The organism is Isoptericola sp. NPDC060257 (genome assembly GCF_042726645.1).
Classification (GTDB): domain Bacteria; phylum Actinomycetota; class Actinomycetes; order Actinomycetales; family Cellulomonadaceae; genus Isoptericola; species Isoptericola nanjingensis.
The window spans coordinates 1-23,441 of the sequence record NZ_JBHXAW010000014.1 but is presented as its reverse complement, the minus strand read 5'-3'; the positions used below and the strand labels follow the sequence as shown (position 1 = coordinate 23,441).

21 protein-coding genes are annotated in these 23,441 nt (G+C 75.7%); 7 read left to right on the top strand and 14 right to left on the bottom strand.

The window, feature by feature from the left end:
- Window positions 1-9 precede the first annotated feature (9 nt).
- On the bottom strand, window positions 10-2,664 hold the full coding sequence (locus ACFWEK_RS02480) for a M14 family zinc carboxypeptidase (protein ID WP_430552973.1): 2,655 nt from the start codon (window positions 2,662-2,664) through the stop codon (window positions 10-12).
- Between the two features lie 193 nt (window positions 2,665-2,857).
- Here ACFWEK_RS02480 and ACFWEK_RS02475 point away from each other — a divergent pair, with 193 nt between their 5' ends.
- Window positions 2,858-3,436 (top strand): DinB family protein, encoded by a 579-nt coding sequence (locus tag ACFWEK_RS02475; RefSeq protein WP_430552972.1) that lies wholly within the window; start codon window positions 2,858-2,860, stop codon window positions 3,434-3,436.
- An 89-nt stretch (window positions 3,437-3,525) separates the two neighbouring features.
- Here the strand turns inward: ACFWEK_RS02475 and ACFWEK_RS02470 are convergent, their stop codons facing one another.
- The gene (locus ACFWEK_RS02470) at window positions 3,526-5,814 is read right to left on the bottom strand and encodes a sodium-translocating pyrophosphatase (protein WP_430547048.1); all 2,289 of its coding nucleotides are present in this window, start codon (window positions 5,812-5,814) and stop codon (window positions 3,526-3,528) included.
- A 213-nt stretch (window positions 5,815-6,027) separates the two neighbouring features.
- Here ACFWEK_RS02470 and ACFWEK_RS02465 point away from each other — a divergent pair, with 213 nt between their 5' ends.
- Genes ACFWEK_RS02465 through ACFWEK_RS02455 form a run of 3 tightly spaced genes read left to right on the top strand, consistent with a single transcriptional unit; the run spans window position 6,028 to window position 9,372 of the window.
- On the top strand, window positions 6,028-6,621 hold the full coding sequence (locus ACFWEK_RS02465; protein ID WP_430552971.1) for a sigma-70 family RNA polymerase sigma factor: 594 nt from the start codon (window positions 6,028-6,030) through the stop codon (window positions 6,619-6,621).
- Window positions 6,618-8,036 (top strand): hypothetical protein, encoded by a 1,419-nt coding sequence (locus ACFWEK_RS02460; protein WP_430552970.1) that lies wholly within the window; start codon window positions 6,618-6,620, stop codon window positions 8,034-8,036. The genes ACFWEK_RS02465 and ACFWEK_RS02460 overlap by 4 nt, the downstream gene beginning before the upstream one ends.
- A 28-nt stretch (window positions 8,037-8,064) precedes the next feature.
- Window positions 8,065-9,372, top strand: coding sequence for a M18 family aminopeptidase (locus ACFWEK_RS02455; protein ID WP_430552969.1), 1,308 nt, complete (start codon window positions 8,065-8,067; stop codon window positions 9,370-9,372).
- Window positions 9,373-9,388: 16 nt separating this feature from the next.
- On the opposite strand, the gene ACFWEK_RS02450 is transcribed toward ACFWEK_RS02455, so the two are convergent.
- Together ACFWEK_RS02450 and ACFWEK_RS02445 are read right to left on the bottom strand one after the other, a co-directional pair.
- Window positions 9,389-10,180, bottom strand: coding sequence for a transglycosylase family protein (locus ACFWEK_RS02450; RefSeq protein ID WP_430552968.1), 792 nt, complete (start codon window positions 10,178-10,180; stop codon window positions 9,389-9,391).
- 154 nt (window positions 10,181-10,334) lie between these two features.
- Window positions 10,335-11,177, bottom strand: a complete 843-nt coding sequence (locus ACFWEK_RS02445) for an LPXTG cell wall anchor domain-containing protein (RefSeq protein WP_430552967.1) — start codon at window positions 11,175-11,177, stop codon at window positions 10,335-10,337.
- A 204-nt stretch (window positions 11,178-11,381) separates the two neighbouring features.
- On the opposite strand from ACFWEK_RS02445, the gene ACFWEK_RS02440 reads away from it, so the two are divergent.
- Window positions 11,382-13,976, top strand: coding sequence for a DEAD/DEAH box helicase (locus ACFWEK_RS02440; protein WP_430552966.1), 2,595 nt, complete (start codon window positions 11,382-11,384; stop codon window positions 13,974-13,976).
- Window positions 13,973-14,842 carry an HpcH/HpaI aldolase/citrate lyase family protein gene (locus ACFWEK_RS02435; RefSeq protein ID WP_429765942.1) on the top strand — a complete coding sequence of 290 codons (870 nt, stop codon included), beginning with the start codon at window positions 13,973-13,975 and terminating at the stop codon, window positions 14,840-14,842. Before ACFWEK_RS02440 ends, ACFWEK_RS02435 begins: the two co-directional genes overlap by 4 nt.
- A 29-nt stretch (window positions 14,843-14,871) precedes the next feature.
- Here the strand turns inward: ACFWEK_RS02435 and ACFWEK_RS02430 are convergent, their stop codons facing one another.
- The 9 genes from ACFWEK_RS02430 to ACFWEK_RS02390 all read right to left on the bottom strand — a co-directional run bounded on the left by ACFWEK_RS02430 (window position 14,872) and on the right by ACFWEK_RS02390 (window position 21,552).
- A complete protein-coding gene (locus ACFWEK_RS02430; RefSeq protein WP_430552965.1) occupies window positions 14,872-15,354 on the bottom strand; it encodes an Rv3654c family TadE-like protein in 483 nt (160 codons plus the stop codon).
- Window positions 15,351-15,752: a TadE family type IV pilus minor pilin gene (locus ACFWEK_RS02425; RefSeq protein ID WP_430552964.1), complete on the bottom strand. Its 402-nt coding sequence runs from the start codon at window positions 15,750-15,752 to the stop codon at window positions 15,351-15,353. Before ACFWEK_RS02425 ends, ACFWEK_RS02430 begins: the two co-directional genes overlap by 4 nt.
- Complete coding sequence (locus tag ACFWEK_RS02420; RefSeq protein ID WP_430552963.1) at window positions 15,752-16,018, bottom strand: DUF4244 domain-containing protein; 267 nt, start codon at window positions 16,016-16,018, stop codon at window positions 15,752-15,754. The genes ACFWEK_RS02425 and ACFWEK_RS02420 overlap by 1 nt, the downstream gene beginning before the upstream one ends.
- 146 nt (window positions 16,019-16,164) lie before the next feature.
- On the bottom strand, window positions 16,165-16,818 hold the full coding sequence (locus ACFWEK_RS02415; RefSeq protein ID WP_430552962.1) for a secretion system protein: 654 nt from the start codon (window positions 16,816-16,818) through the stop codon (window positions 16,165-16,167).
- A complete protein-coding gene (locus ACFWEK_RS02410) occupies window positions 16,815-17,513 on the bottom strand; it encodes a type II secretion system F family protein (RefSeq protein ID WP_430552961.1) in 699 nt (232 codons plus the stop codon). The genes ACFWEK_RS02415 and ACFWEK_RS02410 overlap by 4 nt, the downstream gene beginning before the upstream one ends.
- On the bottom strand, window positions 17,510-18,670 hold the full coding sequence (locus tag ACFWEK_RS02405) for a TadA family conjugal transfer-associated ATPase (protein ID WP_430552960.1): 1,161 nt from the start codon (window positions 18,668-18,670) through the stop codon (window positions 17,510-17,512). The genes ACFWEK_RS02410 and ACFWEK_RS02405 overlap by 4 nt, the downstream gene beginning before the upstream one ends.
- A complete protein-coding gene (locus tag ACFWEK_RS02400) occupies window positions 18,667-19,497 on the bottom strand; it encodes a P-loop NTPase (RefSeq protein WP_430552959.1) in 831 nt (276 codons plus the stop codon). Before ACFWEK_RS02400 ends, ACFWEK_RS02405 begins: the two co-directional genes overlap by 4 nt.
- 91 nt (window positions 19,498-19,588) lie before the next feature.
- Window positions 19,589-20,914, bottom strand: a complete 1,326-nt coding sequence (locus ACFWEK_RS02395; RefSeq protein ID WP_430552958.1) for an MFS transporter — start codon at window positions 20,912-20,914, stop codon at window positions 19,589-19,591.
- A complete protein-coding gene (locus tag ACFWEK_RS02390) occupies window positions 20,911-21,552 on the bottom strand; it encodes a winged helix-turn-helix domain-containing protein (RefSeq protein ID WP_430547064.1) in 642 nt (213 codons plus the stop codon). Before ACFWEK_RS02390 ends, ACFWEK_RS02395 begins: the two co-directional genes overlap by 4 nt.
- Before the next feature lie 105 nt (window positions 21,553-21,657).
- Between ACFWEK_RS02390 and ACFWEK_RS02385 the strand changes: the two genes are divergently transcribed.
- A complete protein-coding gene (locus tag ACFWEK_RS02385) occupies window positions 21,658-22,494 on the top strand; it encodes an HAD family hydrolase (protein ID WP_430547065.1) in 837 nt (278 codons plus the stop codon).
- Window positions 22,495-22,706: 212 nt separating this feature from the next.
- Here the strand turns inward: ACFWEK_RS02385 and ACFWEK_RS02380 are convergent, their stop codons facing one another.
- On the bottom strand, window positions 22,707-23,297 hold the full coding sequence (locus tag ACFWEK_RS02380) for a GNAT family N-acetyltransferase (protein ID WP_430547066.1): 591 nt from the start codon (window positions 23,295-23,297) through the stop codon (window positions 22,707-22,709).
- Window positions 23,298-23,441: the final 144 nt, after the last annotated feature.

Below are 23,441 nucleotides of genomic sequence, written 5' to 3'. Positions count from 1 at the left end.
AGGTGCGGCTCAGTCGCCGGAGGCCGCCCAGAAGAGGGCCTGGGCGGCCTGGCCCAGACCGCCCTTCGGGTGGGTGCGGAAGAACACCGACGTGCCGAAGACGACGGCCCGCGCGCCGGACTCCGCCTCGCCCGAGACCACGGCTGCGTGGCCCGACGCCGCGTCGGGGCCGCCGGACCCCGTGCCCGACGGCGCCCAGTGGCCGGCGAGGAACGGCCGGTCCGCGTCGTAGGACTGCTCGGCCGTGGTGCCCTCGCCGAGGTCGGTGAACCAGGTCGCCGGGTAGACGAACGCCTGGTCCTGCGGGTGCGCGGACAGGAACGACGAACCGGCGGTGTCGACGTCGACGATCCCGTTGCCCGACCGGTTGCCCGTGACCGCCGAGCCCTCCACGAGCCCGTACGTCTCGGCGACGGCGAACGCGGCCGCCGTGCGGCCCACGACCGAGCCGCCGTCGTCCACCCAGCCCTGCACGGCCGCCCGGCCCGCGCCGCCGGCCGGCAGCGTCAGCGCCGACCCGACCCACAGGACGTCGGCGTCCTCGAGCCCCGTCGTCCCGGTGGCCGCGCCGGCCTCGATGCCGCCGGCCGTCACCCGGACCAGGTCGTCGAAGCCGAGCTCGGTCAGGGACAGCAGGTCGTCCTGGGTACCGGCGTACGCGACCGTGAGGTCGTCGAGCTCCGCCGCCTCGTCGAGCCGGCGCAGCTCCTGCCGGGTCGCGGCCTCGAAGGGGACGTCGTGCTCGCGTGCGACCTCGCGGACCGTCCGGCCGTCCCCGCGCCCGACGACGGCGCGACCGTCGTCCAGGAGCCAGACCGGGACGTCCTCCTCCAGCAGCGCGTTGAGCGCGCGGTAGTCCTCGACCCCCGCGACGTCGAACGCGACGTGGCGCGCCCCGTGCGGCACCCGCGCGTCCGACGGCTCGCCGCGCAGCGGCACCACCTTCCCGACCGGCCGGTCCGTGGTCGACCCGACACTGTCGACCGTCGCGCCCCACAGGGACGACAGGCTCCACGCCGAGATGTCGTACATCGACGGCACCCTCGCCGAGATGTCCGTGCCCAGGTCGAGCAGGGCGTTCGCCAGGCCCCGCAGCGGCTGGTGCAGGTCGACGACGAACGACCCGCGCGGGTAGGTCGTGCCGCCGACGCGGGTGCTGCGCGCCAGCGTGCCCACCTCCACGCCGTGGAACTGGAGCTGGTCCACCAGCGCCTCGGCGTCGGCGGCCGAGCGCTGCTCGTCGCCGACCGGGATCACGTAGGCGCGCGGCAGGTCGACCGGGTCCTGGTCGTCGACCACGTCCCAGTGCTGCCTCCACTCGTCCGGTCCGGGCACGGCCGCCACGTCGTCGACCGTCAGCGCGTCCTTCGGCTCGCCGGCCGCGCCGCGGCGGAACGCCTCGATCTGGTCGGCCAGCATGGCGTCGTCGTGGCCGGCCACGTAGTCGATCATCGAGGTCATCGTCCGCTTCGCCACCGCCGTGTTGACGGCGGCGTCCTCGGGCGTGGTGGCCGGCCCGGTCCGACCCTTCGGCAGCTCGACGGTGCTGGTCGTGGCACCGTGGAAGGCCGCGTACTGGGCGGTGAAGATCGGCGGGTAGTCGTCCCAGCCGGACGGCGTGTCGCGGTACGGGATCTTGATGAAGCCGGTGTTCTCGTCGACCGCCTCGTCCGTGGCCGGGTCGTAGTAGGTGTTCCCGGGGATCTCTGCCGCGACCACGTCGTCCTCGACCTGGCGCGCGATCGCGTACCCGTGGGGGATGAACAGGTCGTACTCGTAGTTCTCGCCGTGCGGCGGGCCGCACGGCTCCACCTGCAGCACGTCGGTGTACCCGTGGAAGTCGGCCGCGTAGAGCGGCTGGAGCGCCTGCGCCGTCGCGACGAAGGACCGCGACTCGGGCGTCGCCCCGGTGATCATGTCGCGGTTGGCGTCGAGGCTCAGGCTCGTCGCCCGGGTGCCGAGGGTGCGCCCGTCGGGGTTGAGCGTCAGCGAGAAGTACAGCCGGTGGTCCTCGAGCAGGGCTGCGGTGGCCGCGTCGTCCGACGTCGCCAGGTCGTCGATGACCTGCATCGCGGCGTCGGTGCCCTCCCACTCGTTGCCGTGGATGTTGGCGCTGATCCACAGCGGCGTCTTGTAGCCCTCGGCGAGGCGGCGGTCGGCCGCGGCCCGCTCCGGGGACACGCGGATCTCCTCCCGCCAGCGGGTCTGCTGCGCCGTCTCGCGGCGGGACTCCGGCGCCGTCACGGTCACCAGGTACAAGTCTCGGCCCGCCGTGGAGCGCCCCACCACCTGGGTCGAGACCCGGTCGCTCGAGGCCATGAGGGCCGTCAGCCGCGGCGCGATCTCGGCGTGGCTGATCGTGCCGTTGAGGTCGGTCGCGTCGTCGTCCTCCGGCGGGTACACGGTCAGGTCGGGCTGGGACGGGTAGGCGCGGGGCATGTCGATCGCGCCGCCCGTCGTCCCGCCGCCGTGGCCGTTTCCGTGCCCGGAGCGCTGTGCCGTGCGTGCGAGCTCGGCGAACGACGCCGCGCCGACCGCGGGCGCGTCCCGCTCAGGGCCGCGGCCCGGGCGGTCCGGGCGGTCGTCGGCGGCGGCCGTGCCGACGAGCGTCGTCGCCAGGAGGGTGAGGGTGCCGAGCACCGCGACGGTGCGTGGGAGCTTCATGGGTCTCCTTCTCGTCGTCGTCGGCGTGGACTCCGTCGTCCCGCCCGGGGGCCGACGCCGAGCGCCGACCCCCGACCAGCATGTCGTGACCCGGGGGCTTCGGCACGGCCGGAAACACGATGTTCACCGGGGACGCCGGGCGACGGGGACTATCCGCTTGCGCACGTCTCCCCCGGAGGGGTCGGATGGCGCCATGACTGATCCCGCCTCCACGCCCGAGGCACGCCGGTTCCCCGACCTGTGGGTGGACCCCGAGGACGACCCCCGCCAGCAGTGGGCCGACCCCGTCGGCGAGCTGCAGACCCACTGGTCCTACCTGCGGTCCTACCGCGCCACGATCGAGATGAAGTGCGAGGGACTCGACGCCGAGCAGCTCGCCCGCCGCTCCGTGCCGCCGTCGACCCTGTCCCTGCTGGGGCTGGTGCGGCACCTGGCGAAGGTGGAGCACTCGTGGTCCCGGCGAGTCCTGCAGGGCGCGATGGACCTGCCGAAGCTCTACGTCGCCGACGGCGGCCCGGACTGGGACTTCGACGGTGCCGTCGCGGACCCGGACGTCGTCGCGGAGGCGTGGGCCACCTGGCGACACGAGACGGTGGCCGCCGACGAGTGGCTCGCGACCCAGACCGACGCGGACATGGGGCGGGTCGTCCCGTTCGACGGCACCTCCTCGACGGTGCGCGACATCCTCGAGCACCTCGTCGAGGAGTACGCCCGCCACGCCGGGCACGCCGACCTGCTGCGGGAGTGCATCGACGGCCGCACCGGGCAGTAGCCCCCGCGAGACGGAGAAGCTCGGGCGAGCGCCGCACACCCCACGTGCGGCCCCGCCCGAGCTTCTCCGTCTCGTCGTCCGGGTGCGGTCTACCTCGCGGGGACGCTCGCCGCCTCGTCCGCCTGCTCGCGGTCCACGCGGGCCGCGCGGAGGCGGGACATGATGACCGCGCCGAAGGCGATGCCCGCCGCGACGACGGCGATGACGATGCGCACCGCCTGGTTCGCGTCGGCCGGCACGCTCAGCATCACCACGGCGGGCGCGATGAGCACCGACACCAGGTTCATCACCTTGATGAGCGGGTTGATCGCGGGGCCGGCGGTGTCCTTGAACGGGTCGCCGACGGTGTCGCCGATGACGGTGGCGGCGTGCGCCTCGGAGCCCTTGCCGCCGTAGGCGCCGTCCTCGACGATCTTCTTCGCGTTGTCCCAGGCGCCGCCTGAGTTGGCGAGGAAGACGGCCATGAGGACGCCGGCGCCGATCGCGCCCCCGAGGAACCCGGCGAGCGGCCCCACGCCGAGGCCGAAGCCGACGGCGATCGGTGCGAACGCGGCCAGCAGGCCGGGGGTGGCGAGCTCGCGCAGCGAGTCGCGGGTGCAGATGTCCACGACGCGGCCATACTCCGGCCGCTCCTCGTAGGTCATGATCCCGGGGTGCTCGCGGAACTGGCGGCGCACCTCGAAGACGATCGCGCCCGCCGCGCGGGTCACGGCGTCGATGGCGAGGCCGGAGAAGAGGAACACGGTGGCGGCGCCGAGGATCACGCCCACGAGCGTCACCGGCGAGACGATCTCGAAGCTGAGCATCGCCGGGACCAGGCCCGCACCCCGTTCCGCGACCTCGCCCAGCGCCGTCGACACGGCGTCGGCGTACGAGCCGAAGAGCGCGGTCGCGGCGAGCACCGCCGTCGCGATCGCGATGCCCTTGGTGATGGCCTTGGTCGTGTTGCCCACCGCGTCGAGGTCCGTGAGGATCTGCGCGGCCTCGTCGTCGACGTCGCCGGACATCTCGGCGATGCCCTGCGCGTTGTCGCTCACCGGCCCGAAGGTGTCCATCGCGACGATGACGCCGACGGTCGTCAGCAGGCCGCAGCCCGCGAGCGCCACGAGGAAGAGCGACAGCCAGAGCGAGCCGCCGGCGAGCAGGAAGACGCCGCAGATCGCGGCGGCGATGACGCCCGCGGTGTAGACGGCGGACTCGAAGCCCACCCCGATGCCGGAGAGCACCACGGTGGCCGCACCGGTGCGCGACGTCGCCGCGACGTGCAGCGTCGGCTTCGACGTCGTGCCGGTGAAGTAGCCGGTGATCCACAGGATGATCCCGGCGAGCACGACGCCGATGATGACGGCCAGCGACGCGACGACGCGCGGGTCGGCGGTGACCTCGCCGAGCTCGGCGGTGCCGGACAGGTCGGCGAACGACGACGGCAGGTAGACGAACGCGGCGACCGCGGCCAGCAGGGCCCCGACGACGGCCGACAGGTAGAAGCCGCGGTTGATGGCCTTGAGGCCGTTCTCGCTGCCCCGCACGCGGGTGACGAGCACGCCCAGCAGCGCGACGAACGCGCCGACGGCGGTGACGATCAGCGGGAAGACGAGGCCCTGCTCCCCCATGACGGCCTTGCCGAGGATGAGGGCGGCGACCAGGGTGACGGCGTACGACTCGAAGAGGTCGGCGGCCATGCCGGCGCAGTCGCCGACGTTGTCGCCCACGTTGTCCGCGATGGTGGCGGCGTTGCGCGGGTCGTCCTCGGGGATGCCCTGCTCGACCTTGCCGACCAGGTCCGCGCCGACGTCGGCCGCCTTGGTGAAGATGCCGCCGCCGACCCGCATGAACATGGCCAGCAGCGCGGCGCCGAAGCCGAAGCCTTCCAGCACGGCCGGCGCCTCCGTGCGGTACACGAGCACGACGAGCGCCGCCCCCAGCAGCCCGAGCCCGACCACGGACATGCCCACGACGCCGCCGGTGCGGAACGCGATCCGTGCACCCTCCGCGCGCCCGTCGGGACGGGTCGAGGCGGCGGCCACCCGCACGTTGGCGCGCACGGCGAGCCACATGCCCAGGTACCCGATGGCCGCGGAGAACGCGGCCCCGAACAGGAACGCGATCGACCGGCCCACGCGGACCCCGCCGTCGCCCGGCAGCAGGAAGAGCAGGGCGAACACCACGACGGCGAAGATCGCGAGCGTGCGGAACTGACGGTTGAGGTAGGCGGAGGCCCCCTCCTGGACGCCCCGCCCGATCTCCTGCATGCCTGGCGTGCCCTCGGGGGCGGCGAGCACCTGCCGCCGCAGGGTGCCCGCACACACGAGCGCGGCCAGCGCGATGACGGCGATGACCGCGACGATCGTGATGCTGCTGGAACCGAACGTGAGCATCCGTCCTCCTTGACGTGCTTCCTCGACCCGGCGGGGACGGCGGTGACCGTCCGTCGGTAAGGTCCCGCCGTCGCCGTTGACGGCGGGATGCCGGGGAGTCTACCCACATGTGACGGCCGTCACGAACCACCGTGGAATCCTGACCCCAACGATTCCCGTCCCCCGACCGTCCCAGCGGGTGAGGACGGCACGGGAGGGACTGGTGGTCGGACGATGAGTCGCTGGGAGGACGAGCTCGCCGAGCTCGCACGGGCGCGAGGCCGTGCCCTGGTCGGGTACGCCTACGTGCTCTGCGGGGACCAACGGCTCGCGGAGGACCTGGTCCAGGACGCGCTGGTCAAGGTGTTCGCGCGGCTCCGCCGGGGCTCCGGAGAGGCGCGGGGCGGGGCGGGCGTGCACCCGCTCGACGCGGGCGGGACGAGCGAGGCGTACGTGCGGCGCGCGATCCTCACCCTCTTCCTCGACGAGCACCGGCGCACGAAGCGGTGGGCGGCGGCGCGGCCGCTCGTGGCCACCGACGACCGCGTGCGCGGCGCCGCCTCGGGCGCGACGGCGCGGGCGGACGTCGCCGCCGCGCTGGGGCGCCTGGCCCCGCGCGAGCGGGCGTGCGTCGTCCTGCGCTACTTCGAGGACCTCACCGTGCCGCAGGTGGCCGACGCCCTCGGCCTCGCGCAGGGCACCGTCAAGCGCTACCTCGCCGACGCGACGACGACGCTGCGCGACGTGCTGCGCGTGGCCGACGACGCCCCCGGGCGCGCCACCTCGAGCACCACGACCACCACGGCGGGACGGAGGGCCGGACGATGAGCACGAACCACGCGCGGGACGACTGGGCGGACGCCCGCACCGACGAGACGCTGCGCCGCGAGCTGGACGCGCTCGCCGGCCTGGGCGCGTCGGCGTCGGCCCTCGACGGCGCACTGGGCTCGGTACGGCGGCGGGTACGACGCCGGCGCACCGCCAAGCAGGCCGGCATCGGCGCCACCGCGCTCACGGTCGTCGCCGGGCTGGTGCTGGGCGGCGCCGCGCTGCTGCCCGACGCGCCGCAGCCCCTGCCCGGCCCCGCCACCAGCCCGACGCCGTCGCCCTCGCCGTCCGGCGACGACACACGGGCCGACGGCGCGCGCGCCGCCGACCTGATCCAGCCCGGGTACCAGCCGACCTGGCTCGAGGGCACCGGGCTGACGTGCGGCATGCCCGCCGACGACGTCGCACCGGAACGGACCGGCCCCTATCGCATGACCGTGGTCCCGAGCGGCGCCGACCTCGGAGGGGCGACCCAGGAGGACGGGACGGGGGTCGGGGTGAGCACGATCGTGATGACGACCTCGGTCCAGGTGGCCGACACGGTTCCGGCCGACGCGGTGCTCGTGGGCCCCACCCTGGTCTGGGCGCAGGACGGGCGCGTCGTCGACCTGGGCACCGACCAGACCGAGATCCCGGTCGACCTCGTCGCCGGCCCGCTGGAGCGCTTCGCCACCGACTCCCCGGCCACGACCTGCGCACCGGACGGCACGAGAGAGGGCCGCACCGCGTACCCCCACCCGCTCCCCGACGGGCACTACCAGGTGCGCGCGTACGGCGTGGCCTGGAGCGACAGTTTCACCGAGGCGACGGTGATGGCCTCGCCGTCCTGGGTCGACGTCGACCTCGACGCGAAGGGCGCGCACGTGTCCCACCGGGCCGGCGAGGTCCTGGGGAGCGACGACTGCTCCGCCGCCGGGATCGACGCGGGGGTTCCGGACCTCACCGACGTGGACGAACCGGGTCGCACCACCGCGTCCGCGCTGCTGACCGCCGCCCTGGAGTGCGACGACGACACCCTGATCGCGCTGGCCGAGGAGGCCGACCGGCACGACCTCAACTGGGGTGGGCAGGCCCCCCGGGAGCTGCTCGAGCTGCCCGGCGCCGAGCGCGACGAGGACGTGTACGCGATCCTCGCGCGGCTGCTGGCGGGGACGACGCCCTGCTCGGTCCAGGTGATGACCGACGACGGTCTCGAGCGGATGTCCACGTGGCCGCGCGTGAACCTCGACGCGTGCCAGTCGACGCCCGAGGACTGGCAGGAGGCCGTCGACGCGGGCGCGATCACCCCGCGGGAGGCGAAGGAGATGAGCGCGGACGAGCAGACCGGGTACCTGGGATGGCGGCTGGCCATCGACGGGGACGGGCGGTGGACGCAGTTCGTCGACGGCTACGTGGGGCCGCCGCGCGGCGACTGACGACCAACCGCGTGGGAGGATGACGGTCATGCCCGACGTCGTCCCCGCAGCCGCCCGCGCCCACACCGAGGACCTGGGGGCGTTCGTCTCCGCCTCGCCGTCGTCGTACCACGCCGCTCGGGAGGTGGCCCGCCGCGCGGAGGACGCCGGCTTCGTGCGCCTGGACGAGACGGCCGCGTGGGACGTCGTGCCGGGCGGGCGCTACGTCGTCGTCCGCGACGGCTCGGTGATCGCCGTCGCGGTGCCGCCGACGGCGGGCGCGACGACGCCGTTCACGATCCTCGGCACGCACACCGACTCCACCGGGTTCAAGCTCAAGCCGAGGCCGACCACCGGCCGGGACGGCTGGGTGCAGGCCGGCGTCGAGGTGTACGGCGGGCCGCTGCTCAACTCGTGGCTGGACCGCGAGGTGGAGCTCGCCGGACGGCTGGTGACGTCGGACGGCTCCGGGGGCACCGTCGAGCACCTGGTGCGCACCGGCCCGATCGCGCGCATCCCGCAGCTCGCGATCCACCTGGACCGGTCCGCGAACGAGGGGCTGACGCTCGACAAGCAGCGGCACACGCAGCCCGTGGTCGGGCTCGGCGACGTGTCGCAGGCCGACGTGCTGGCGGAGCTCGCCGCGGCGGCCGGCGACGGCGTCGACGCCGCGGACGTCCTCGGCTACGACGTCGTCCTGGCCGAGACGCAGCCGCCGCGCGCGTTCGGCATCGGCGAGGCGCTGTGGGCGTCGCCGCGCCTGGACAACCAGCTCTCGACGCACGCCGCGATCGCGGCGCTGCTCGCCGTCGCGCCCGAGGACCTCGCGGGGATCGGCGTCGTCGCGGCGTTCGACCACGAGGAGATCGGGTCCGGGTCGCGCTCGGGCGCCGCTGGCCCGTTCCTGGAGGACGTGCTGCGGCGGGTGTCGGCCGGGCTCGGCGCGTCGGAGGACGAGCGGGCCCGCGCCTTCGCCGCGTCGCTGTGCGTGTCGTCCGACGTCGGGCACGCGGTGCACCCGAACTACCCCGAGCGGCACGACCCGGCGAACCACCCGCACGCGGGCGCCGGCCCGATCCTCAAGATCAACGCCAACCAGCGCTACGCGACGGACGCGCACGGGGCCGCCCGCTGGCAGGCCGCGTGCGCCGCGGCCGGGGTGCCCAGCCAGGAGTTCGTCTCGAACAACACCGTGCCCTGCGGCTCCACGACCGGGCCGATCACCGCGACGCGCCTCGGCATCCGCGTCGTCGACGTCGGCGCCGCCATCCTGTCGATGCACTCCGCGCGCGAGCTCACCGCCGTCGTCGACCCCTGGTACCTGTCCCGGGCGATGCAGGCGGTCCTGGCCGGCTGACCGCCCGCCCGGAGGGTCAGCGGAGGCCGAGCTTGCGGGTGCAGTGCGGCCACTGGCCCCAGCCCGCACGGTCCTGCAGGATCTGCGCGCGCTTGGTCTGCTCGGACTTGCCGTGGCGGTGCGGCAGGCCCTTGCCGCCGACGGCGTGCCAGGTGCGGCCGGTGAACTGGTACATGCCGTAGAACCCGTTGCCCGTGTTGGTGCGCGGGTTGCCACCGGACTCGCAGCGCGCGAGCTGGCCCCACACGTTCCGCTTCGAGATGCGGCTGGTGGAGATCCAGCCCGTCCTGCCGCCCGGCACGCGCACCTTGACGCGGTTGCTGTCGCGGCCGATGGTGCGGGCCAGGACGGTGACCTTGGTGCCGAGGCGCGCCTTCTTGACCTTCTCCGAGCGCGTGCCGATGTCCTTGGTCAGCGTGACCTTCCCCGTGGTGTAGCGGGTGCCGGACACGTCCTTGAGCCTGGTCGCCGTGACGGCGTTCTTCGACACCCAGCCGACCCTGCCGGCGGGCGTGCGCACCTTAAGGCGGTGCGTGCCGCGGTCGAGGACGCGCAGCCGCGTGCCGTCGTCGGGCCGGGCCACGATCCGGGACCGGCTGGACGCGGTCTTCGTCAGCGGCGCCTTGTTCCACTTCACCCAGCGGACGCCGCCGCTGCCGGCGGCGGTGCGTACGGACTGCGTGACGGCGGACGCGGGGGCCGCGGAGGCGGGGCTCGCGGAGGCCGCGGCCGGCACCACCAGGGCGGAGGTGACGAGCGCACCGGCGACCGCGGCCACGACGGAACGACGGGCGATGGATCGAGGCATGCGTACCAGGGAACGATGTCACGATCGGATAACAAAACCGGTGCGGGGATGGTCACAGCCTCTTCACCGGATGCCAACGCCATTCCGTACCGAACCGCGATATCCCGCCGGTTCCGCGCGCTTCAGGCCAGGCCCGACATGCCCGACCTGAGCCTCAGGCGCGCCGTCGACGGCGCACGAGCAGCAGCGCCGCCCCCGCGCCGAGCAGCGCGGCCGCGGCGACGACCAGCCCCGCCACGGCGGCACCCGTGCGCGGCAGCTCCTCGACGGTGGCGACCGTCGCGTCGCCGTCCGCCGCCGCCGGTGCGGCCGACCGCTCCGAGGCGTCGGCGGCGACCGACCGCGGTCCGCCTCTGACGACGTCGTCCGACACCGGCGCCTCGGAGCGCGACGCCGCGGGCTCGTCCGCGGGCGAGGGCCGCGTTCCGCCGCCGGTCTCGGCGCCCGGCGTCCCGCTCTCGGTGCCCGAGGCAGGGGCGTCGGTCGTGTCCTCCCCCGAGGGCGTCGTCGGGGACGAGGTCTCGGGGGCGGGCTCCTGGGCGTCGGGCGTGGTCGGCGTCTCCACCGGGGGCGCCGAAGCCTCCGGAGACCCGGACGGCTCCGGGACGGCCCCCGTGGTCGGGGCGCACACCGGCTCCTGTCCGCCCTCGCCGAAGTGCTCGTTGTAGCCCTCCACCTGCACCCACGTGATGCACAGCTCGGCGGGGACCTCACCCAGCAGCGCGGACCACGGCAGGAACTGCTTCCCGACGTACGCCCCGGAGGGCCGCTGGTTGAGGGTCTCGAAGTGGATGCCGGCGCCCTGCTCCCCCGCCCCCGGCGTCGTGTACCTGATGTTGACGTGTCCGCCGTCCCGGAAGGCGTCACCCGCCGGCAGGGTGAGCCCGTCCGCGGTGACCTGGTAGGGCGGCTCGTCGTCCGAGCCGCCCGCGGCGGCCGGGCCGGCGGAGATCAGGAGGAGGGCAGCGGCGGTCGCCGCCACGGTGGCATGGCGCATCGAGGGGTCCTTCGTCGGCGTCGGGGGGGCGCGGCCCGGCTCCGGGAGACGGAGGGGCCAGCAGCGCGAGAGATCCTAGATCGCCGGTGCGAAGAAATACTGCTTTCGGGGGATTTCACCTCGATGTCAGGACAAACTTCACCCGCGGCGGAGCCTCCGCGCGCACGGAACCCACGGCCTCCGCGCGGTGCAAGACTGTCGGCCGTGCCCGCCGTCCCTGCCCTCGAGCCCGAGCAGCACCCGCTGCTCGACGTGCTCACCGCGCACGGCGCGCGGGCGGACCGGCTCACGCACGTGCGCACCTTCCCGGCGCGCGCCGGGGTGACGACGGACTGGCCGGGCTGGGCGGACCCGGGCGTGGTCGACGGCTACCGCGCGCTCGGCGTCGACCGCCCCTGGGCGCACCAGGTCGAGGCCGCCGACGCCGCCCGGTCCGGGCGGCACGTCGCGCTCGCGACGTCGACGGGTTCGGGCAAGTCCCTCGCGTTCTGGCTGCCCGCGCTCACGGCGGTGCGCGGTGCCGAGCCCGCCACCGTGCTCTACCTCTCCCCCACCAAGGCGCTGGCGGCCGACCAGCTCGCCGGCCTGGAGCGGCTGGTCGCGGAGATGCCCGGCCCCCGCCCTCGCGTCGCGACCTGCGACGGCGACACCCCGACGGAGGAACGCCGCTGGGTGACGGAGCACGCCGACGTGGTGCTCACGAACCCCGACTTCCTGCACTTCTCGATGCTGCCCGGCCACCGGCGCTGGGCGCGGCTGCTGCGCGGGCTGCGGTACGTCGTCGTCGACGAGGGGCACGCCTACCGCGGCGTCTTCGGGGCGCACGTGTCGCTGGTGCTGCGGAGGCTCACCCGGCTGGCCGCCCACTACCGCCCCCTGTCGGACGCACAGTTCACCGGGGTGAGCGGAGCGTCTGACAGCCGCGAGGCGCCCCCCGGCGTGTCGGACGCACAGCTCACCGGGGTGCGCTCACGGTCGGACAGGTCGCCGGTGTTCGTGGTGGCCAGCGCGACGACGGCGGAGCCCGCGGCGAGCACGGCGCGGCTGGTGGGGGTGGCGCCCGAGGAGGTCGTCGCGGTCACGGCGGACGCGTCGCCGGCGGGACGACGCACCTTCGCGCTGTGGCAGCCGCCGGAGGTGGCGGCGTTCGACCGGTCACGGGCCACCGGGGAGACGCCGACGCACGACGACGACCCCTGGGCGCTGCCCGACCCGCTCGACGCGACGCACACCGCGCACGAGGCCGAGGCCGTGCTCACGACCCGCGGCGCCGCGGAGCACCCGCGCCGGTCGGCCACCGCCGAGGCGGCCGACCTGCTCGCCGACCTCACGGCGCACGGCGCGCGCACGCTCGCGTTCACCCGGTCGCGGCGTGGGGCGGAGTCGGTGGCGCAGCAGGCGCGCGACCACCTGCGGCCGGTGGCCGCGGGGCTGGAGTCCCGGGTGGCGAGCTACCGGGGGGGGTACCTGCCGGAGGAGCGTCGCGAGCTCGAGCAGGCGCTGCGCACCGGCGAGCTACGCGGCCTGGCCACGACCAACGCGCTCGAGCTGGGCGTCGACATCTCCGGTCTGGACGCCGTGCTCGTGGCCGGGTGGCCGGGGACGCGCGTGTCCCTCTGGCAGCAGGCGGGGCGCGCCGGCCGCGCGGGCGCCGAGGGCCTGGTGGCGTTCGTCGCGCGCGAGGACCCGCTCGACACGTACCTCGTGACCCACCCGGAGGCGGTGTTCGACGCCGCGCTCGAGGCCACCGTCTTCGACCCGGCCAACCCGCACGTGCTCGCGCCCCAGCTCTGCGCCGCCGCGCAGGAGGTGCCGCTGCGCGCCGAGGACCTCGCCGCCTTCGGCAACCCGCGGGCGGTGCGCGAGGTGCTCGACGTGCTCGTCGCGCGCGGCGCGCTGCGGCGCCGGCCGTCGGGCTGGTACTGGACGCACGCGCAGCCCGCGTCGTCGATGGCTGACCTGCGCGGTTCCGGAGGGCGGCCGGTACGGGTCGTCGAGGCGACGACGGGCCGGATGCTCGGCACGGTGGACGCCGGGTCGGCGGACGGGCAGGTGCACGACGGCGCGGTGTACGTGCACCAGGGCGCGACGTTCGTCGTGGACCACCTGGACCTCGCCGACCACGTGGCCCTCGTGGTGCGCAAGGACGTGGAGCACGGCACCTGGTCGCACGAGGTCATGGAGATCGCGATCGACGAGGAGGGGCACCGGCCGGTGGAGGGTCGCGACTGGGGCCCGGTGCGGTGGGGCCTCGGCCCGGTGGAGGTGACGAGCCAGGTGGTGAGCTTCCAGCGCCGCCGGCTGCCGGACATGCAGGTGCTCGGCACGGAGGCGCTCGACCTGCCGTCGCGCACGCTCGCCACGACCGCCGTGTGGTGGTCGGTGCCGGGCTTCGTGCTGCGGGCGGCGGGCGTCTCCCCCGACGAGACGCCGGGCGCCCTGCACGCGGCCGAGCACGCCTCGATCGGCCTGCTGCCGCTGCTGGCGACGTGCGACCGGTGGGACCTGGGCGGCGTCTCTACGGAGGTGCACCCCGACACCGGGGAGGCCACCGTCTTCGTGTACGACGCGTACCCGGGCGGCGCCGGATTCGCCGAGCGCGGGTACGAGCTGGGCGCCCGGTGGCTGCGCGCCACGCGGGACGCGATCGCCGCGTGCGCCTGCGCGGAGGGCTGCCCGGCGTGCGTCCAGTCGCCCAAGTGCGGCAGCGACAACGCGCCCCTCGACAAGTCCGCGGCCCTGCGCTTGTTGGATGCCGTGCTGAGCCACGCGCCGGCGGAACCTACCATCGTGAGGTGACTACCGAGATCGACCTCGCCGAACGCCGCCGTTCCCGCGAGGACACGCGCGTCGACCCAGCCAACTCCCGCTCCTGGCTGCTGCTGTCGGCCCTGCGCGACGACATGTTCGACGCCGCCCAGCTCTCCCGCGCCGACCAGGTGATCCTCGACTGCGAGGACGCGGTCGACGACAGCCGCAAGGACGAGGCCCGCCAGAAGGTGCTCGACTGGTTCTCCGCGGGCGGTCGCGCCTGGGTCCGCATCAACGAGCGCGGCTCGCAGGCCTGGGCCGACGACGTCCGCGCCCTGTGGGACTCGAAGGGGCTGCGCGGCGTCATGCTGGCCAAGACCGAGTCGCCCGACCAGGTGATCGACACGGCCCAGCGGCTCGGCGGCAGCGTGCCGGTGATCCCGCTGGTCGAGTCCGCGCTCGGCATCGAGGACGCCGTGAGCATCGCTCGGGCGCCCGGGGCCTTCCGCCTGGCGTTCGGCTCCGGCGACTACCGTCGCGACACCGGCACCGCCAACGAGTCGCTCGCGATGGCGTACCCGCGCTCGCGTCTCGTCACCGCCAGCCGGATCGGCGGCCTGCCCGGGCCGATCGACGGCCCCACCGTCGGCACGAGCCACTCGCTGCTGCGCGAGCAGTCGGCGGACGGCGTGGCCCTCGGCCTCACCGGCAAGCTCTGCCTGGACCTGGAGACGCCGGCCGTCATCAACGAGTCGTTCAGCCCGTCCAGCGCCGACGTCGCGTGGGCGATCGACTTCCTGGCCGACTTCGAGGCGTCGGGCTCCGTGATCCGCGACGGCTCGGACAAGCCCCGCCTCGCCCGGGCCCGCAAGATCAGCGAGCGAGCCGCGCTGTTCAACGTCAACCCCTCCTGATCCCCACCGCCGTCCGGCCCGGGCGCGCCTCACGGCGACGGCTCGGCCCGGGGTGGCGGCTCGACCTCGGGCTGCCCACCCGGCCCAGGGGCCGAGCCGGGCCGTGGCCCCGCGCGGGCGTGCGCGGCGGCGGCGCCGAGCGACGCCGCCCACGGCCCCACCTCCGGGCCGAGCGCGGCGCGCGTCGCCCGGACGCCGACGGTGCCGCCGTCCTCCGGGACGCAGGCCACCACCTGTCCGCCGTTGCGGCGCACGGCCTCGGTCGCCGTCGCGCACGGGTCGGCGCCCTGCCGCCATGCGGTCGCGGCGGCGAGCGCGCCGAGGTCCGCCGCGGCCTGGGCCGCCCCTCGTGCCCGCTGCGCGGCGCCCAGCGCGCCGACGGCCAGCGCGAGCAGCACGACCACCGCCGCGAGCGCGAGCACGACGACGGTCCCCGCGCCCCGCTCCCGGCTCACGGAGCTCTCGCGCAGGTCCGGCCTGGACTCGTGCGCCCCGCCGCGCGCGGCGCTCACGGCTCCACCCACGCCGTCGCGTCCCCGGACGCCCGCACGGGCGCGCCGGCGAACCACCCGCCCACCACCGGCCGGGTCACCGAGACCCGCACCCACGTGCCGTCCCGGGTGACGGTCAGCTCCGCGTCGTCGCCGCCGACCTGCGCGACGGCCTGGCGCGCCGCCGCGTCGTCCTCCCCGATGGCGTAGGCGCGCGCCCCGGCCCGGGCCGCGTCCAGGGCGCGCATCTGCGCCGTGGACGCGGCCGCGAGGCTGAGCACCGCGACCAGCAGGAGGGCCACCACCGGCAGCCCGACGGCGAGCTCGGCCGTGACCGCGCCGCGCTCTCCCCCGGCCCCCCATGACCGTTCCCCGAGGGCCCGCGTCGTGCGCGCGCCCCTGCTGCGGTGCGGGCGCATCAGACGGACAGCGCCGAGCTGATGATGGTCTCCAGCAGGCCTCGGACGGTGTCGCTCTTGAGCACCGCGATGAGCAGGCCGGCGAACCCGACCGCCGCCACGGTGGCGACGGCGTACTCCGCGGTGGCCAGCCCGGCCTCCGGGTCCAGGGGCGCGGGCTCCGACCCGGCTCCCGGGTCCGCACCAGCGATCACGCCACCGTCGGGTGCCGCCCCTCGCTCCCGCTCGCTCTCGGCCGTCACGCGACCGTCGTCCTCGTTCGTCATGGCTCCTCCGTGTTCCTTCGGTCGTTCCTTGGGGTGTCCTTCTCGCGACCTGCGCCGGACGGTCCGGGCCGGTCGTGCCGCGTCCACCCGGCCGGGCGGGCGCGGCGGACCCGGGCGGCGCCCGGGTCGTCGTGGGCCGGGCACGATCACCCGGACAGCAGGTCGACGCCCAGCGCGAGCAGCACGGGCACGAGGCCGATCAGCACGAACGCGGGCAGGTAGCAGGCGCCGAGCGGCAGCACGAGCCGCACGGCCAGACGGGCCGCGGCGGTGCGCGCGGCCGCGCGGCGGGCACGCAGCAGCTCCTCCCCCGCCGCTCGTAGCGCGCCGGTCGGGGACGCCCCGTCGGTCCAGGCCCCGCGCAGGGCCCGGTGTGCCGGGCCGAGCCGGTCCGGGGCGCCGCGCCACGCGCCGCCCCAGTCCGCGCCGAGCCGCAGCGCGTCCGCCGCCGCTCGCAGGGCCGCGCCGTCGGCCGACCTCGAGCCGGACACCTCGGAGGTGCCCGACGACGGAACGCCGGCGAGCGCCGCGCCCGTCGCCTCGAGGGCTCGCGGGACGCCGGCTCCCGCGCGGAGCGCCGCCCCGAGGAGCTCCAGCACGACGGGCACGTCCACGGGATCCGCCGCGGGCCCGTCGGCGCGCGTGGGCGCACGACCGTCCAGGGTCAGGCGTGCCACCCGCCGGTCGGCGGCGCCGCGCGCCAGCCACCACGGCCCTGCGCCGAGCAGCACGGCCACCACGACCGTCCACGCCGCCCCCGCCACGGTGACCGCGCCGGCGTCGGGGGCGAGCGCGCTCATGCCGCTTCCTCCCCCGCCGCCCGCGCGGCAGCGACCAGCCGGCCGGTCCACGCCCACCCGGCGGCGAGCAGCAGGAGCCCCAGGCACACCGCGACGGAGCCGACGCCGCCGTCGAGCGCCGTCGCCAGCGGGTCGGCGCCGAGCACCCAGCCGAGCGCCGCGCCCAGCAGGGGTAGCCCCATCAGCACGCGCGCGGTGGCCCGCGGCCCGGCCAACGACGCCTCCCGCTCCCCGCGGGCCTCCGCCTCGGCCACGAGCGCCCCGGACACGGCGTCGAGCACGGACGCGAGCGGCGCCCCGACGTCCCGGGACAGCACCGCGGCGGCCACGACCGACCGAGCGTGGCCCGCCCCGCCGACCATCGGTGCCAGCGCCGCCGGGTCGGGCACCCCGGTGGCGTCGACGGGCACCGCGAGCGCGCGCGACCAGGCCGCTGCCGGCGGCGCCCCGGCCCGCAGCAGCGCCACCACCTGCGCGACGGCGACCCGCACCGCGTCCGCCCTCGTCGACGCGTCCCGCCCCCGGCGCAGCCGCGCCCTCCACGAGGTGCGGCGCGCGACCGTGCGGCGAGCGAGGACATCCGCGCGGCGCCCGCCGCGGGCCAGCACCAGCCACGCGGCGAGCGCCACCCAGAGCCCGACGGCCGAGGGCCCCGCCGCGATCCCCGCGCCGGCCCCCACCCCGAGCCCCGTCACGACGCCCACCGCCGCACGAGCTCCTCCCACGCGCCGTCGGGCCGCGGGTCCGTGCCCGGCGCCCACACGGCGGCACGACGGACCGTCAGCCGGCCGTCGTCGTCCCGCCCGACGAGGCCGATCTCGGCAAGGTGCCGACGACCGTCGCCCCGCCGCAGGTGGAGCACCACGTCGAGCGCGGCGGACGCCTGCGCGGCGACGGCGTCCCGCGGCATCCCGGCCAGCGCCGCGAGCGCCTCCAGGCGAGCAGGCACGTGCTCGACGGCGTTGGCGTGCACGGTGGCCATGCCGCCGTCGTGCCCGGTGTTCATGGCGAGGAGGAGCTCGCGGACCTCGGCGCCCCGGCACTCGCCGACGACGATCCGGTCCGGCCGCATCCGCAGGGCGCCGCGGACGAGCTCCGTGAGCGTCACCTCGCCGACGCCCTCGACGTTGGGCCGGCGTGCGGCGAGGGACACGACGTGCCGGTGCCGGGGCGCGAGCTCGCGGGCCTCCTCGACCACGAGCACCCGCTCGGCGGGCGGCACCAGGGACAGCAACGCGGCGAGCAGCGTGGTCTTCCCGGTGCCGGTGCCGCCCGTGACGAGCAGGTTGGCCCGGCCTGCGACGAGCGCGCGCAGCACGCCCTCCCACTGCGGCGGCAGCCCGCCCCCGGCGACCAGGGACTCCAGGGAGTGCGCCGCCTGCCGCAGCACCCGTAGGGCGATTACCGCGCCGGCCGGCGCGACGGGTTCCACGACGGCATGGAGCCGGGTCCCGTCGGGCATGCGCGCGTCCACCGTCGGGGCCGCGTCGTCGAGCCGCTGCCCGGCGACGGCCGCCATCCGCACGGCGAGCGCCCGCACGGCGTCGGGCGTGCCGAGGTCGAGGTCCACCCGCCGGAGCCCGTCGCCGCGGTCCACCCAGACGTCGCGCGGGCCGTTGACGAGCACGTCGGTGACGTCGGGCGCGTCCAGGAGCTCCTGCAGCGGGCCGGCGCCGGTCAGCTCGGCCCGCGCCGCGCGCGCGAGGTCGCTCAGCGCCGCCGACCCGAACACCCGCCCGGTGGCCCGCAGGGCGTCGCGGACCGCGGCGTCGTCGAGCGCCGTCCCGGACGTGCCGACCCGGGCCCGCACGTCGTCGAGCAGGTCGCGGTCGACGAGCCCACGGGCGGTCACGACGCGCCCGCCAGCGCCGCCACCAGCGAGGCCGCGGCACGACCGAGCGGGGTACGCCGGCCGACGGGCGGCCCGTCGCCACGGTCGACGGCGGCGGGGAGGCGGGCGTCCGCACGCACGGTCGCGGCCACCGAGAGCCCGACGGCGTCACCCAGGGTGGCCGCGTCGACGCGGCCGGGCGCGGGCCGCCGCGCGACGAGCCACGGGTCCCGCACGCCGAGCTCGACGAGCTCGCCCCAGGCCACCAGCGCCCCGGCCACGCCGGGAGCGGTGCAGGGGGCCACGAGCAGCACCACGTCCGCGGAGGCCACGAGCATCCGCGCGGCCGCCGTCCAGGCCGCGGGTCGAGGCAGGTCGAGCACCACGGTCTCGCCGCCGCGCAGCAGCCCGGTGCAGACGTCCACGACCACCGCGTCGTCGGGGCGCGCGGGGCTCAGGCGGGCACCCGAGAGCACGGGCACCGCACGCCAGCGGGGTAGCGCCGCCACCAGGCCGACGCCGTCCACGTCCCCGCGCGCGGCGGCGAGCTCGGGCCAGCGGGCCCCGGGCTCGTCCTCGATGCCGAGCAGCACGTCGACGCCGGGTCCCGGCAGGTCGAGGTCCACGAGGACCGCGCCCTCCCCCGCGCGCCGGAGCCCTTGGGCGAGGGCCGCCGCCAAGGTGCTCACCCCGGCGCCGCCGCACGCGCCGACGACGGCGACCGTGCGGCGCCCCGGCCCCGGTGCCCAGGGCGCGGGGCCGGGCGGTGGCCAGGCGGTCGTCGGCCGGGTGTCCGTCGTCCGGGTGTCCGTCGGCCGGGGCAGCGTGCGGGTGGGTGCGTCGTCCATGTGCCCCAGGCTGGTCCGCAGCGCTCACCCGTCGGGCCGGCGAGCGAGGATCTGTGGACGACGCTCGTCTGGGGGCGGCCTCCGTGCGGCGTCAGGCCGCGGCGGCGTCCTGCGGAACGTCGTCCACCTCGTCGACAGGTCGCCGCCCCCGCTCCCGCTCCGCGCGCAGCGCCGGCAGGAAGCACAGCACGCCGAGGACGCTGAACGCCCCGCCGAGCATCATCGCGAGCGACGTCGACGCCGTCTGCGCCACCCAGCCGAGAGCGGGCGACGCGACGGCGTACGACGCGAAGCCCACCATCGACGCCAGGGACAGCACCGTGGACCGGTTGTCCCGCCGTGCCTCGCGGTGCAGCAGCGCGTTGTAGCTCGGCCCCGAGCTGCCGTGCAGCCCGTACGTGACGAGGTAGGCGACCACGAGCATCCCGGGCCCGCCGGCCAGCCCCATCCACACCGCGCCGAGCCCGTTGAGAACACGCGCCGCCATCGCCGTGCGGGCCACCCCGAACCGGCGGCTGGTGAGTCCGCACAGCGCCGCGCCGAGAGCGAAGGTCCCCCAGCCGACCGAGGCGACGGGACCCATGACGGCCGCCGCCTGCGCCTCGCCACCGAGCAGCTCCGCCATCCGGACGGGTTGCAGGGACTCGAAGACCACCATCGCCGCGGCCGTGAAGAGCTCCACCAGCAGCAGGCCGCGCAGCACGCGGCTGTCCCGGGCGAGACGCAGGCCGGAGGCGACGACGGCGGGCATCTGCCGTGCCGATCCGACGGCCGACCGGACCGCCGCACGCCACCGGCGTCGTCCGACCGGCACGACGACCGTCCCGGTGTCGGCCGGACGACGCGGAGCCTCTCGGACGAGCAGCGTGACCATCACCAGGTGCACCACGGCGAGGACGCAGTACGTGGCGTACGGGAGCGCGAGCGCCGACCACGCGGCGAACGGGTGCCACCAGATCAGCCCGCCCGACACGAGCGCGCCGAGGGCGATCGACACCCCGAGCACGGTGCCCTGGTGCGCGAGCGTGCGGTCGACGTCCGCGCCCGGATGCTTCGCGTGCGCGGCGTCGACGAACCACGCCTCGAGCGGGCCGGAGTCCAGCGCCCGGAACATGCCCATGAGCGCCGACGCGACGAGGAAGGCCCAGAAGGACTGCGCCAGCAGGAACGTGGCGGCCGCCAGCACCTGCACCACGGCGGAGGCGACGAGCATGGGACGTCGCCCGACGGCGTCGGCGGTGCCGCCGGTCGGGAGCTCGAGCGCGAACACGACGAGGCCCATCACCGAGGCGAGGGAGAGGGTCTGGGCCACGGTGAGGCCGCGCTCGATCGGCAGCAGCGTGGTGACCGTGACGACCAGGCCGACCGGGAACCACCGGGTGGCCGAGAGCAGGAGGAAGACGCGCTGCGGGCTCATGACTCGTCGTCCTTGCTCTCGGGCCCTTCGTCGACGGCGGCGGTCCCGGTACCGGGCACGTCGTCGGCGTCGAGCGGGAAGAGGAACCGCCACAGGTGCAGGCGCCGCGCGCGCGGGTCGCCGGTGCCGACGCGCAGGTACCTGTTGACGACGGCCTCGAGCTCGTCCGCCATCGCGGCCGCCTGCTCGGGCGTGACGTCCACCCAGGTGTCGGTCATGCCGGCGACGTCGGTCCACTCCTTCGGCCAGTTCTCCTGGACGTCGAGCCAGTGGGCGTAGTTCGTGTCGAACTGCCGGTGGTAGTCGCGCACCAGCCAGCCGAGGGCGGTCTGGGCGTCCTCGTCGCCGCCGAAGTCGGAGTCGCGCCAGCCGTGGCTCTGCGTGGCCGCCGCCCAGAGCCGCTCCTTGCCGCGCCCCTCCTCGGTGTCGGTCACGAGGCCGACGGACGCCAGCTTGCGGAGGTGGTAGCTCGTGGCGCCGGTGTTGGTGGCCAGCTCGGCCGCGAGCGCCGTGGCCGAGGCCGGGCCACCGCGACGGAGCGCGCCGAGCAGCCGGGAGCGCAGCGGGTGGGCGAGGACCTTCGCGGCCTCGGCGGTCAGCTCGAGGTGGGTGTACGGGCGCTCCGGCGTCGGTTCCATGCGTGCACAATAACCATGCACAACTCTTGTGCACAAGACTTCTGCACAAGAGTTGTGCATGAGATCCCGGACGCCGCGGCGGTCCGCCCGGCTAGGCTCTGGCCCGTGACCGACCGACCTGGACCACGCGAGACGTCACCACCCGTGACGACGACGTCGCGGTCGCGCGTCGCCGCGTTCTTCGACCTCGACAAGACGATCATCGCGACGAGCTCCTCGGCCGCGTTCTCCAAGCCGTTCTACGCCGGGGGCCTCATCACGCGCGGCGACGTGCTGCGCAGCGCGTACGCGCACCTCCTCTTCTACGCGGGCAACGCCGACGCCGACCAGACCGAGCGGATGCGCAAGCACCTGTCCGAGCTCGCCACCGGCTGGGAGGTGAGCAAGGTGCAGCAGATCGTCGCCGAGACGGTGCACGAGCTCATCGACCCGTACGTCTACGCCGAGGCCGTGGAGCTCATCGCCGAGCACCACGAGCTCGGGCACGACGTCGTCATCGTCTCCGCCTCCGGCACCGAGCTCGTCGAGCCGATCGCGACCGTGCTCGGCGCCGACCACGTCGTCGCCACCCGCATGGCGGTCGAGGACGGCCGGTACACCGGCGAGATCGAGTTCTACGCGTACGGGGAGCAGAAGGCCGAGGCCGTGCGCGAGCTCGCCGCCCGGCGCGGCTACGACCTCGAGCGCAGCTACGCCTACTCCGACTCCGTGACGGACGCCCCGATGCTGGGAGCCGTCGGGCACGGCTTCGCCGTCAACCCCGACAAGACGCTGCGCCGCGTCGCCGCCGAGAACGGCTGGGGCGTGCTCACGTTCTCCCGCCCCGTGGCCCTCCGCTCCGCGATCCGCCCGCCCGCCGTGGCGCTCGCCGCGGGCGGCGTCGTCGTCGCCGGCGTGGCCGCCTGGCTGCTCCGCCGCTGGTGGCGGCGTCGGCACGCCTGAGCGCTTGCACGCCCGCCCGGGCGGGCGTTCCATGGGGGGAGACAGCCGGGCGCCGGGACCCACGCTAAGGAAGTCCCCGGTTGAGGACCCACTCGGTGGGAACGACCCCACCCAGTGATCGGACCAAGCGCCTGCTACCCGCGTCCGGGCTGGCGAGAACGGCGCTCGGTGTCCTGCAACCCGGGCGCCGTCCTCGTGCCGGGTCAGGTGTCTCAGTCCGCGGGCTGCCGCTCCGGCACGCCCGCCCACTCGTCGGCGAGGACGGCGTAGGTGTACCCGTCCACCCAGCCCAGCTCGTCGTGCCACGAGTCGCGGACGCCGTGCTGCTCGCGCCGCATGCCGAGCTTCTCCAGGACCCGCCACGACGCCTCGTTCGCCGCGAAGCAGCCGGCGGTCACGCGGTGCAGCCCGAGGTCGGTGAACGCCACGTCCAGCAGCGCGCCCGCGACGGCGGTCGCGATCCCCCGCCCCGCGTAGGCCGGGTCCACGAGGTAGCCGATCGAGCCCTCGGCCTTCCGCCAGGCGTCGCTCCGCGGCTGCCCCATGCCGTCGTCCACTCCCAGCGACGCCGTCGCGACGACGACGCCGTCCAGCTCGGCCAGGATCCTCTGGTCGTAGGGGTCGTCGAGCGTGCGGCGCCACGAGGCGCGCAGGTCGTCGGCGTCCTGCGTGGTGCGCAGCAGCCAGCGCGTCACCTCCGGTTCGTTGCGCCACACCAGCACCCGGTCGACGTCGCGGCTCGTCGGGACGCGCAGGCGGAGGTCGCCCACCTCGCGCGGCCAGGACACGTAGGGGGTCGTCATGGTCGACGTCTACCAGCCGGGCCGGTGGACGCGCAGCCGAATTCCGACGACGGCTCGGCGGACGAGGGGTCCGGGAGCACATTTTGCAAGGAGTGCGGCCGAACCGTGGGACGGCGTGACCCCGGTCACGCACGAGGTCTAGAC